Below are 11,006 nucleotides of genomic sequence, written 5' to 3'. Positions count from 1 at the left end.
GCCGCAAGGTTTATAGCCTCGACGCAGACATCGATTCCGACCGAGGTCGGAATGTAGCCGCGTGCACCGCATTCGAGAGCGGTCAGTATCTGTACAAGGTCTTCGGTGTCGGCCAGGATGACCACAGGGATTGATTTGAACTCGGAGGAAATGTGCCTGATCTCGTCTGCGATGCCATGATCGGTGACCTTCCGTCCGCCAAGATTGAAGAGTATGGCTGCCAGGGGAGGGGCCGAGCCCTTCTTTACGCGCCATTCATCGATCGAACTCAGGGCGGCGACCCCCATGCCGAGTTCGTGGTCCACGAGAGCCGATGCGAGACACTCGCGGTCTAGGGCCCTTCCGTCCAGGATGAGGAGGTATTCCCTCTGTCCGTGAACGCTTCCGCTGGACGGAACCCCTGACCGATTGGCCGAAGTGTAGTTATGCAGCCGTGCCGTGGAATACCCACTCTTTCCCATACCAAGCCACCTTGCGATGTAGTTTCTTCATTCACTAGCATTGCAGGTTTGATAACCAGGCCCTGTGAAAGCTTGAGGCTCGATTACCCCATTTGAGCCGTTTTCAGTTCTCCGACTCCTCAGCGAGACCAGCTCGGGTGAGTGTACGGTTTATTTATAAGTAGTCTCTAACATAGGTTGCTTTTTTCGTAATTTTCAAGGAAACCGACGCCAGGCTGGCCCCAAGGCGCTGCATTCTGCCTTAAGACGCAGGCATGGGACCCACTTAGCCATCTTCAGCCCAGCCGACACCCGAACGTGGATCGGCTAGTGCCTGCCGCGATTGCAGAGGTAGACCAGAATTCCTGAAGGTGCTGTTGGCATAGTCAGGGCGCAGCAGTGATATCCGTGGCGCAACGCTTTAGTTTGAGCACACCCGATGGATCTGCCGTAGGCAGCACGCCGACCTCGCGCGGTTGGCCGTGTCGCCGTCGAGCGTGATGATCTCGTTTCTCTCGATTTTGAATGGGTTGAGTTCCGCTGAGCCCAACCTTCGACCGCCTCGAGCCGGATGCGGCTGCCGTCGTTGAGACATACCAAGCCCCGCCAGGTGTCCCCGGAAATGTCTTGTGGAACTGTTCCGGCGACGCCGGACGGTGTCTTCAGCGGAGAATTTGCTGATGGTCGATATGCTGCCGCTCAGAGATATCTGAGATACTCGCTGTCGAATCCGGCTGTTTCGACCAGCTTCCTGCGGTTGATCACCTCTACATAGCCTGACTTGAAAGAAACGAGATCAGCCTTGCGGAGTTCCCTTAACGTTCGGTTGACGTGAACGGCGGTCATTCCGAGGATGTCGGCCAGTTCATATTGGGTAAGAGGGCACTCATATCTCCCATGGGCCGACAGCCCAACCATGGAGAGCCTCTCCTCCAACTCGAGCAGGAAATGGGCAGTGCGCCTCATCGCGTTCCGCCGCCCGGTATTCATAAGATGTTCGGCAAGGATGGCGTTCAAGCGGGCCAGGGAGCAGGCGATCTTCTTCCCGAGGTGGCCTTGGGACAAAATGGCCTTGAGCAGTTCCTTACTGGAAATTTCATAAACTGCTAGTTCGGTTATGGACGCCAGCGACGCTAGACGGGGTCCGTCCACACCACGGAACCCGACAATGTCTCCCCTGAGAGGGGTGTCGATGATCTGCCGTTCTCCGTCCGGCAGTCCGTGGTAAAGGATGGCCCAACCCGATTTTACGACAAATATCCCATCGTTGTGGTCATCCTGGCGGGAAATAACCGAATGGGGTTTGTAGATTTTTGCGGTAGCACCGAAAAAATCGTTGTTCCCCCAGCCGTTCTTCGACAACGTGCCCCCTACGGGATGCGACCGCATGAACTCCAACAGTGTCTGCATGAAGATTCACGAGCTTGCTTCTGTTTCCGCATAACGTGCAATAATTGCTCCAGGACGAGTTCACAGGACGACCTCCTAACGTAGAATCAGGCCGGGCTACTGTCCTCGTCTGTTTGAATGAGGCAAATTGCGCTTAGATCAAGGTGTTGCACGCATCAGGCGGGTCTCGCGGCTTGTGTCGGACACTCGCTCTTTGCTCGCTTGGCGGCGTGACGATTCGGTTGCAGAACACCCGGATCGCAGAGTGAACGTCAGTGGCGCGGACCGATGCCGGTGATTGATCGCCGGTGACGGTGAATATGACGGCGCGGGGCTATCTCTGGTGCTGGTTGCCCGACGGACAGGGCAGCCTTCGATGGCCAACCTCCACGATCGGCAGCCGATAATTCTCGATCCCGCCGCCTATGACGCCTGGCTGGATCCGGCGACGCCGGCCTCAGCGGCCAAGGACCTGCTCAGGGCGCGATCTCGGTGGCCAACTGCAATTCAACAGAGTCGATCGGCAGGTGAATTTGAGCAAGAATAAGGGCGGAGAGGAATTGATTCAGCCGATCGACATGGCCTCGGAATACGGGCCGTTTCCTAGATGAGCGAACCATCTTCGCGAAATAAACTCAGGTAGATCGCCACCAAGATCTGCCTTCAACCCGTTGCAGTCGTTCTTGCCAACTTTGGTGAACGACTGCTATGCGCCTAATAGTGTTGAAGAAGTCCGCGACCGAGGCCGTAGGGCCGCGCGGATAGAATTTCGTTCCGCAAATGAACTGCCTTTGAATCTTGATTCTAGCAGTGCGCCCGGCGAGAAATGTCTTTCTACTTCAGGGGCATGCCCTCCCGAGCCAAGACTTTTTCAACACTATCCGCCTAATATCGGCCGTCGAGGTGACCGTTGCTACTGCCTGAAAGCAGACATTGTTGCAACCATTCTGGACGTCGCGGTTGCGGCATAACCGGTGATTCCCGCCACCCCTCAATATCGGACGTTCAGGCGAGAACTGGAGCCGGAGTCTCAAGCGGTCAATACGTTGGGATTCAGTTCGCCGCGCCGACCCGCTTGCGCTCCCGGGTTTCCAGCAGCTTCGTCAGCCAGTCTGGATCCACCTCCGGCACCGAGGAGAGAAGCAGTTCGGTATACGGAGCATGCGGCGGCGTCAGGATTTCGGTCTTGAGCCCCTGCTCGACGACTTTGCCTTGGTGCATGACGACAATTTCGTCGGCGATTGCCCGCACCGTTGCGATGTCGTGCGTGATGAAAATGTAGCTGACTCCGAATTCTTGTTGCAGCCGCATAAGGAGCTTCAGGATCTCTTCCTGTACGATCTGGTCGAGGGCCGAGGTCACCTCGTCACAGATGATGAGCTCCGGATTAGCAGCTAGCGCCCGGGCAATGCAGATGCGCTGCTTCTGACCGCCCGAAAGTTCGCCCGGCAGACGGTCGAGGAAGCTTTCGTCCATCTCGATCATGTGCATGAGTTCGCCAACGCGGCGGTCGCACGCCGCCCCTTTGAGGCCGAGATAGAACTCGAGCGGCCGGGAGATGACTTCCTCGACGGTCTGACGCGGATTGAGCGCGTTGTCAGGCATCTGGTAGATCATCTGAATGCGGCGCAGAATGTCTCTAGGCCTCTCCTTCAGTGTTTTTGGCAGACGATGTCCCGCAAATGAGATCGAGCCCGAGACCGGCGGCAGCAGGCCGGTTATGACGCGGGCGAGCGTCGATTTACCGGAACCAGATTCACCGACGACCGCTACCGTCCGTCCGCGCGGCACCTTGATCGATACATCCTGCAGAACCTTGACTGCCCCGGCGTAGGCGGCGGTGATGTTGTCGATCGTGAGCAGATGGTCCGCGGCCGGCACTTCTGGTTTGGCTAGCTTTCGCACCGCCCAGAGCGTCCTCGTATAGTCTTCAGTCGGCGCCGCAAGCATCTGGCGTGTTTCGGCCTCCTCCACAGTACGGCCATGGCGCAGAACCATGATCCTGTCCGCCATCTGCGCGACGACGGCCAGATCATGCGTGACGTAAATCGCGGCAGTGTTGAAATCTTCGACAATCTTGCGGATCGAGGCGAGGACCTCGACCTGTGTGGTTACGTCAAGCGCCGTCGTCGGCTCGTCGAAGATGATGAGGTCGGGCCGGCAGGCCATCGCCATCGCCGTCATCGCCCGCTGCAACTGCCCTCCGGAGACTTGGTGAGGATAGCGGAAGCCGATGGTGTCCGGATCCGGCAGGTGAAGACGCCGGTAAAGCTCGATGGCATCCCGATTCGCTGCCTCGCGACTGGCGATCCCGTGAGCCACGACTGTTTCGACCGTCTGATCGAGTAGCCGATGCGCCGGGTTGAAGGAAGCGGCCGCGCTTTGTGCGACATAGGCGATGCGCGAGCCTCGGAGCCGCCGCCGCGCGGTTTCGCTCATGGCGAGAAGGTCGATCCCGTCGAACAGGATCGACCCTTGCGTAATTCGGCAACCTGGCTTGGCATATCCCATCGCGGCAAGCCCAATAGTGGACTTTCCGGCGCCGGACTCGCCTATGAGGCCGAGGACTTCACCGCGCCTTAGCGAGAGATTCACACCGCGAACGATCGGGTGCCAGCGCTCGTCGGAAAACCCTTCGACGTGAAGGTCGCGAATGCTGAGGAGTTTCGTCCCCTTTTCGCGTAGGCCAGAATCCTTACTTTTCATCGCGCAACCCGCTTGTCGCGTGCAGGAACCAGTCGACAACGAAATTCACAGAGACCGTGAGAAGGGCGATCGCGCCTGCCGGCAAGAGCGGAGTGATGTCGCCATAGGTGATGAGGGTGGCGTTTTCCCGCACCATCGAACCCCAGTCGGCTGTCGGCGGCTGGATGCCGACGCCGAGAAAGGAGAGCGCGGCGATGGTGAGGAAAACGAAACAGAAGCGCAGGCCGAATTCCGCGATCAGCGGCGGCAGCACGTTGGGCAGGATCTCCTTGGTCAGAATCCATCTCGGCCCTTCGCCACGCAGTTGCGCGGCTTCGACGTATTCCATGACGGCAACATTCAGCCCGACCGCACGCGCCAGCCGGAATACGCGGGTCGAATCGAGCAGGGCGATGATGAGGATCAGGTTGGTGACTGAGGAACCGAAAATGGACAGCAACATCAGCGCGAAGATGAGGCTTGGGATCGACATCAGCACGTCTACCGCGCGCGACAGAATCTGGTCGAGCCACCCCCGGTACATCGCGGCCAGCAATCCGAGCGTGACGCCCACCGCGAAGGACAGAAGCGTAGTCGCGAAGGCGATGCCGATTGTATTGCGCGCGCCATAGATCAGCCGGGTGAGCACGTCCCGACCGAGTTGGTCAGTCCCGACGATGAACTCCTGGCTCCAAGGCGCGAAAGCCTCGGTGAAAACCTGCGTTTCTCCGTAGGGCGCTATCCAGGGCGCTAACAGCGCGACGAAGACATAACCAAGGATGACCACGACACCGAACCAGGCGCTGAATGGAGCCTTTTTGAGTGCGGTTTTTACCCGGGAGGCGCGCGTGCGCCTCTGTCTCGGGACCGCCACGACATGTTCGGTGCTGGTCATCGCGGGTGCAAAAGCCTCGGGTTGGTGGCGATGGAAATGATGTCGGCGGTCAGGTTAAGCAGGATGTAGGTTGCCGCGAAAATCAAGGCGCAGGCTTGCACGACCGGAACATCCCTGGACTTCACCGCATCGACCATCAATTGGCCGATGCCGGGATAGACGAACACCACCTCGACGACGACCACGCCTACGATGAGATAAGCGAGGTTGAAGGCAATTACCGTGACGATAGGCGCCCAGGCATTGGGCAGGGCGTGTCTGAGAACGATTGCCATCGGCGACATTCCCTTGAGCCGCGCCATGTCGATATAGGGGCTTGCCAGCATGTTGATAATCGCAGCGCGCGTCATACGCATCATATGGGCAACAATCACCAGCGTGAGGGTGATGGACGGCAGCGCTGCGCGCCAGACGTGCTCCCATAACGGCGTTCGGTCGCTGATGTTCGCCAGTGTCGGAAATTTGGGAACCAGGTTCAGGACCCAGTTGATCGAAGCCGCGAGCCACTCGGGCAGGGACTGTGCGAATTCGGTTCCAATGAACGTGTCGCGCGAGATGATGAGATAGGCCAGCATATAGGCGACGAAGAATTCGGGGAATGAAATCGTCGTCAGCGTCACCGTGTTCACCACACGGTCGAACCAGCTGTTGCGGTAGAGAGCGGCGAGAATGCCGAGTCCCAGCGCGAGTGGAACCGCTATAAGGGCAGTCATCACGGCGAGGAACATCGTGTTGTAGAGCCGGGGCGCAATGATCTCGGCGACCGTGCGCCGGTAGCCGGTGCGGCTTGCGAAGGAAGAGCCGAAATCCCCCTGCACGATCTGTCCGACCCAGGCGAAATAGCGCTCAACCGGCGGACGATCGATGCCGATCTCGCGCTGGAACGCAGCGACCGTCTCCGGCGTCGCCGATTGCCCGAGCATCGCCTTGGCGAAATCGCCCGGAAGCATGGCAATCGCCGAAAAGATGATGATGGAGACGATGAACAGCGTGATCAGGCCGAGACCCAGGCGCTGCAGAACCGTCCTAACGACCGGGTTCATGGGCGGTGCCTTCGAGCGTTTCCCCTGAAAGGAGCGAACCGCCCGCGCCGTCGGCGGTTCGCCTGGCGAACGTCACGCGTTGGCTTCCCACCAGCGCTCGGCCATCTTCAGTCCGTCATTTTCCCAGTTCGGCGCCAATTCGCCATGCGCCAGTTTCTTGGACTTGGCACTGACAAAATTGTTGAAGACCAGGACGATGGCGCCGCCGTCGTCATGCGTCAACTGCTGCATTTCGGCATACATCGCGGAGCGCTTGGCCTCGTCGGTCTCCGCGCGTGCCTGAATCAGCAGTTCGTTGAAGCGGGGATTTTTCCAGAACGTCTCGTTCCAGCTGGAATCGGCCGAGTAGGCCTGCGTGAACATCCAGTCGGCCGTTGCGCGACCGCTCCAATAGGAGGCGCACCACGGTTTCTTGAGCCAGATATTGTCCCAATAGGCGTCCTCGGCCTCGCGCACCACATTGACATCGATGCCGCATTGGGCCGCCGTCTCGCGGATGAGGGCGGCTGCGTCCACGGCGCCGGCGAAAGCGGCGTCGGCGACGGAAAGGTCGACCTTGAGATTTTCCATTCCCGCTTTTTTCAGATGGAAGCGCGCCTTTTCAGGATCAAATTTGTGCTGCGGCTCCGGATTGATGGCGAACTTGATAGCCGGTGCGATTGGGTTGTCATTCCCGACGGTTGCATGGCCAAGGAAGATCTTCTGCGCGATTTCCTCGCGGTCGATCGCCCATTTCAGGGCCATGCGCACATCGGGGTTGTCGAATGGGGCAACCGTCACGTTCATAGGCAGCGTGTAGTGGCCGTAGCCGGTGACCTCAAGGATATCGATATTTGGCTTGCGCTTCAGCATGCCGAGCGTTTTCAGGTCGGCGCGGCCGATATAATCAACCTCGCCGGTCGACAGCGCGGCCATACGCGCGGCGAGGTCCGTGATGGCGATAAACTCCACCTCGTCCAAATAGGGTTTGCCGGCCTTGAAGTAATTGGGATTGCGCTTGAGCTTCGCCGAGACGCCTGGCTGGAAGTTCTCAAGCACGAAGGCGCCGGTCCGGACGCCCGATTCCCAGTCCGCTTTTCCGTTCTTGGCAGGCATGACGACAAGGTGATAGTCGCTCATGATGTAGGGAAAGTCTGCATTCCCGCTGTTTAGCGTGAAAACGATCGTTTCCGGGCCGTCTGCCTTGATGTTGGTCACCGATTCGAGCAGCGACTTCGCCGCCGATTTGGTGTCGGCTCCCATATGATATTGCATAGAGGCGACCACGTCGTCCGCGGTGATGGCCTTGCCGTTGTGGAAGGTCGCACCTTTGCGCAGCTTGAAAACCCACGTCGTCGCCTCGTCCGAGGTCTCGAAGCTTTCGGCAAGATCCGGCTGGATGCTGCCTTTCGCGTCGACCTCGGTCAGGCTGTTGGACATGGCACCCGAAAAGGCGGTTTGCGTGAAGGTATCGGGATAGCCGGCCGGATCGATCGAATCCGTCGTCGCGCCATGCGCCATGCCGAGCTTGGCGAAGCCGCCCTGCTTGGGTGCGGCCCGCGCCACGCTCACGAAGAGCGTATTGGCGGCGGCGACCGTCAGGCCTGCCGCCAGCCCTAGATGGATGAAATCACGGCGCGAAACCTTGCCGCGGCCGATCAGGTCTTGCGCCAAGCGCAGTTTATATTCAGATTCCGACACTGCTTCCTCCCATTGCGGATTTCCCGCATTCTTGTTGTTGGCATTTACCGAGCAGATCTGGCGGATTCAGCCGATTTGCCTCCTTTCGATTTTCCGCGGTTTGACGCAAATCCTACGCCGTTACATAGATTTCCCCAGCTTCCACCGTGACAGGGAATGTTCGGGCACGCACGCCCGGATCGACTAGGGCGGCACCGGTCTTTATGTCGAATTCCCAGCCGTGCCAGGCGCAGCGCACGATTTCGTTCTCGCGGTGGTAGATGAATTGCGCTTGGTCGACCGGTGCCGTGGTTCCGCATTGCGGTCCCTCGCAAAGCGGAGCGCCGCGGTGCGGACAAACGTTCAGCAAGGCATGGAATGAATCTCCGATACGGAAAACCCCGACTGAAAGGCTGCGGATCTTGACGATGTAGGGGGTTCCGGTCTCGATTTCGTCGACGCGGCAAATGTATGTCTTCTCAGCCATGGTTTGCTCCCGTCACGCGGCATTCGCCGCTTGCGTGCGGGGAATGCGTTTATAGACCTCGAGCGCATTCATTCCCATGATCTTGCTTTTCCAGGCGGGCGGGATGTGCAGCGTGTTGGCATCGTCATAATCCCAATGCGGGTAGTCGGAGGCAAACATCAGTGTGTTCTCCCCGTCCATTGCTTCGAGAGTGGACCAGAGATGCTGTATGTTCGCGGGCTGCTCCAGCGGCTGCGTGGAAAAGCGGATGTTGCGCCGGCAATACTCTGAGGGCAGCATCTTCAGCCACGGCGTTTCCTTGCGCAGCGCTTTGTAGTCTGCGTCCAGGCGCCACAATACCGACGGAACCCAGGCCACGCCGCACTCGATGATCACGAAATACAAATCCGGCCATTTCTCGAAAACGCCATGCGCGATCATGCTCGCCACATGCGACAAGGCCGACATGTGAAGAATAGCGTGCGTCTCCCAGAAAAAGGTAGTCGGAGCCGGCGCAACCGCGTTCCAGTTGATGCCGCCATGGCCGCCCAGGTGGATCGCGAATGGCAGCCCGGCTTCGGCGCAAGCCTCGAAAATGGGATGGTAGAACGGATCGCCGTAGGGTTTGACCGAGCCTTGGGAGGCCAGAACCTGGACCATACGGGGATGATTGCCGAGGCGGCGGATCTCGGCTGCTGCGAGCTTCGGATCCTGCGGCGCGATGATGATGGAACCCATAAAGCGACTGTCTTTGGGAAGCCACTCGGCGATTTGGTAGTCGTTATAGGCGCTGACCAGCGCACTGGCGTAATAGGGGTTTGCCAGCGTGGATGCCTCTATCGGCTCGTCGCCGGTGAGGATAGCGGCCCCGACATTACATTTGTCGAGGTGCTTTTCCTTCATGATGAGATAATTGTCGGCTTCGGTCTCTGGCCTGACATCCTTGCGGGAGAAGTCCTGCGGGTGGAACCACGGACGGTGCCCGTGCGGGAAGGCGCCTCTCGGACCAGTTTTCTCGCCTTCCATGAACATGTCTTTCCAGACGCCGGAAAGGTAGGGCTCGAGCACCGTCGCGCTCGACCAGTAATTGTGACAATCGCAATCGACTATGAACACCCCTATCCAACTCCCTGGCGTAGCAGGCCGGCTAACCTAGCCGGCTCCTTCAACCGCAGCTTCGGCCTTGGGAATTATTTGATCAAGCTTGTAATTTGGGGTAATACGATCGGATTTTTCGATTGCGAGGTGACATGCAGCTGGATCACATCGAGACCTTTCTCGACATCATGGAGTCGCGAAATTTCAACCGCACTGCGGATCGTTTGGGCGTAACGCAGTCAACAGTCAGCACCCGCATCAGGAACTTGGAGCAGGCCATCGGTTCGGAGCTCTTCCTGCGAGGACGAGCCGGCGCCGAACCGACCGCGGCGGGGCGGCGTTTCGAAGCCTATGCGCGCGCCGTGCTGTCGACATGGTCACAGGCCCGCCATGACGTGCGGGCATTTAACCGGTTCGAAGGCACCTTGCGCGTCGCTGCCCAGGTCGGGATGACGCGCTCGATATTGCCAGGTTGGGTGGAGACGTTGTTCCAAGTGCTGCCAAAATCGTCAATTCACGTGGAATCCGACTATTCGCCGCAGATGATTTCCGATTTGAGCTTGGGAAACCTGGATATTGCTGTGGTCTACGCGCCCCGATACCTGCCTGAAATCTCCTACGATCCTCTTATGGTCGAAGAATACGTGATGGTGTCTACGTCTGCCAGGATCCTGTCGGAGGTCAACCCGGATACGTATATCCGGCCAGGCTACACGGTCGCGCTTGAAAAAGCCCACGCCGTGGCGCTACCGGCATTGGCGATAGGCCGCCTTTCGATGGGCTCGGAAACGCTCGCCGAAGCGATGCTGCGGCGCATGGGTGGCACTTGCTATATGCGCAGTGACGACGCTCGGCGATATACCGCCGAGCGGCCGTCTTTTGTGGTCGAGGGTGCGCCCGCGCTTCAGCAGCCCGTTCACACCGCTATTTTGGCGCGCCGCAAGCACGAGCCGATCATCCGCAGAGGGATTCGCGCGCTCCATCTGGCCGTTATGTCCATGGAAAGTTAGATCGAAATACCCGATTGTAAAGGCGGATATCTGCCGCTTTTTTTAAAGCATCCCGGCTGCCATCCTGGCCAGGTCAAGCAGAGTCAAATGATGAACGCGCACGCTTCCTTTTCGACCACCGATTTCGCTCCGGCGATGCGTCAACGGCAATGGGCGGAGAGCGCAAGACAATTCGTGCGCTGCCGACGCATCATCGATGACACGTCCGATGTCAGGACATTCGTGTTTTCGGCCGCTTCTGGCCACATGTTCAGCTTCAGTGCAGGCCAGTATTTAGTCCTGCACCTGACGATCGACGGCACCCGAGTAACAAGATCGTAC

The 11,006-nt window shown here is 58.8% G+C and carries 10 protein-coding genes and 1 pseudogene; 3 read left to right on the top strand and 8 right to left on the bottom strand.

Annotated elements, in window-relative coordinates:
- Positions 1-461: pseudogene (locus EOA85_RS38125) on the bottom strand (DNA-binding response regulator); the annotation flags it as partial.
- Positions 462-1,139: 678 nt separating this feature from the next.
- Positions 1,140-1,802, bottom strand: a complete 663-nt coding sequence (locus EOA85_RS15850) for a Crp/Fnr family transcriptional regulator (RefSeq protein ID WP_245485795.1) — start codon at positions 1,800-1,802, stop codon at positions 1,140-1,142.
- Between the two features lie 325 nt (positions 1,803-2,127).
- On the opposite strand from EOA85_RS15850, the gene EOA85_RS15845 reads away from it, so the two are divergent.
- Positions 2,128-2,376, top strand: coding sequence for an SOS response-associated peptidase family protein (locus tag EOA85_RS15845; protein ID WP_127210222.1), 249 nt, complete (start codon positions 2,128-2,130; stop codon positions 2,374-2,376).
- A gap of 506 nt (positions 2,377-2,882) precedes the next feature.
- Here the strand turns inward: EOA85_RS15845 and EOA85_RS15840 are convergent.
- The 6 genes from EOA85_RS15840 to EOA85_RS15815 form a co-directional block, all read right to left on the bottom strand.
- Positions 2,883-4,535 carry an ABC transporter ATP-binding protein gene (locus EOA85_RS15840; RefSeq protein ID WP_127210220.1) on the bottom strand — a complete coding sequence of 551 codons (1,653 nt, stop codon included), beginning with the start codon at positions 4,533-4,535 and terminating at the stop codon, positions 2,883-2,885.
- Positions 4,525-5,409 (bottom strand): ABC transporter permease, encoded by an 885-nt coding sequence (locus EOA85_RS15835; protein WP_029353914.1) that lies wholly within the window; start codon positions 5,407-5,409, stop codon positions 4,525-4,527. The genes EOA85_RS15840 and EOA85_RS15835 overlap by 11 nt, the downstream gene beginning before the upstream one ends.
- Positions 5,406-6,452 carry an ABC transporter permease gene (locus EOA85_RS15830; RefSeq protein ID WP_127210218.1) on the bottom strand — a complete coding sequence of 349 codons (1,047 nt, stop codon included), beginning with the start codon at positions 6,450-6,452 and terminating at the stop codon, positions 5,406-5,408. The genes EOA85_RS15835 and EOA85_RS15830 overlap by 4 nt, the downstream gene beginning before the upstream one ends.
- 72 nt (positions 6,453-6,524) lie before the next feature.
- Complete coding sequence (locus EOA85_RS15825) at positions 6,525-8,132, bottom strand: ABC transporter substrate-binding protein (protein ID WP_127210216.1); 1,608 nt, start codon at positions 8,130-8,132, stop codon at positions 6,525-6,527.
- Positions 8,133-8,244: 112 nt separating this feature from the next.
- Positions 8,245-8,598, bottom strand: coding sequence for a Rieske (2Fe-2S) protein (locus EOA85_RS15820; RefSeq protein WP_127210214.1), 354 nt, complete (start codon positions 8,596-8,598; stop codon positions 8,245-8,247).
- A 12-nt stretch (positions 8,599-8,610) separates the two neighbouring features.
- Complete coding sequence (locus EOA85_RS15815) at positions 8,611-9,693, bottom strand: amidohydrolase family protein (protein ID WP_127210212.1); 1,083 nt, start codon at positions 9,691-9,693, stop codon at positions 8,611-8,613.
- 134 nt (positions 9,694-9,827) lie between these two features.
- Here EOA85_RS15815 and EOA85_RS15810 point away from each other — a divergent pair, with 134 nt between their 5' ends.
- Both EOA85_RS15810 and EOA85_RS15805 read left to right on the top strand, forming a co-directional pair.
- The gene (locus EOA85_RS15810) at positions 9,828-10,685 is read left to right on the top strand and encodes a LysR family transcriptional regulator (RefSeq protein WP_029353930.1); all 858 of its coding nucleotides are present in this window, start codon (positions 9,828-9,830) and stop codon (positions 10,683-10,685) included.
- 87 nt (positions 10,686-10,772) lie between these two features.
- A partial coding sequence (locus EOA85_RS15805) for an FAD-binding oxidoreductase (protein WP_245485793.1) occupies positions 10,773-11,006 on the top strand: 234 nt, incomplete at its 3' end.

The organism is Mesorhizobium sp. M5C.F.Ca.IN.020.29.1.1 (assembly GCF_003997375.1).
In the GTDB taxonomy this organism is placed as follows: domain Bacteria; phylum Pseudomonadota; class Alphaproteobacteria; order Rhizobiales; family Rhizobiaceae; genus Mesorhizobium; species Mesorhizobium wenxiniae.
This window is presented reverse-complemented; position numbering and strand designations above follow the sequence as displayed.

What these genes read in the sequence shown, in the direction of transcription:
- EOA85_RS15820 (WP_127210214.1), bottom strand. Translation starts at nt 8,598, where the DNA reads ATGGCTGAGAAGACATACATTTGCCGCGTCGACGAAATCGAGACCGGA.
- EOA85_RS15835 (WP_029353914.1), bottom strand. Translation starts at nt 5,409, where the DNA reads ATGACCAGCACCGAACATGTCGTGGCGGTCCCGAGACAGAGGCGCACG.
- EOA85_RS15840 (WP_127210220.1), bottom strand. Translation starts at nt 4,535, where the DNA reads ATGAAAAGTAAGGATTCTGGCCTACGCGAAAAGGGGACGAAACTCCTC.
- EOA85_RS15830 (WP_127210218.1), bottom strand. Translation starts at nt 6,452, where the DNA reads ATGAACCCGGTCGTTAGGACGGTTCTGCAGCGCCTGGGTCTCGGCCTG.
- EOA85_RS15810 (WP_029353930.1), top strand. Translation starts at nt 9,828, where the DNA reads ATGCAGCTGGATCACATCGAGACCTTTCTCGACATCATGGAGTCGCGA.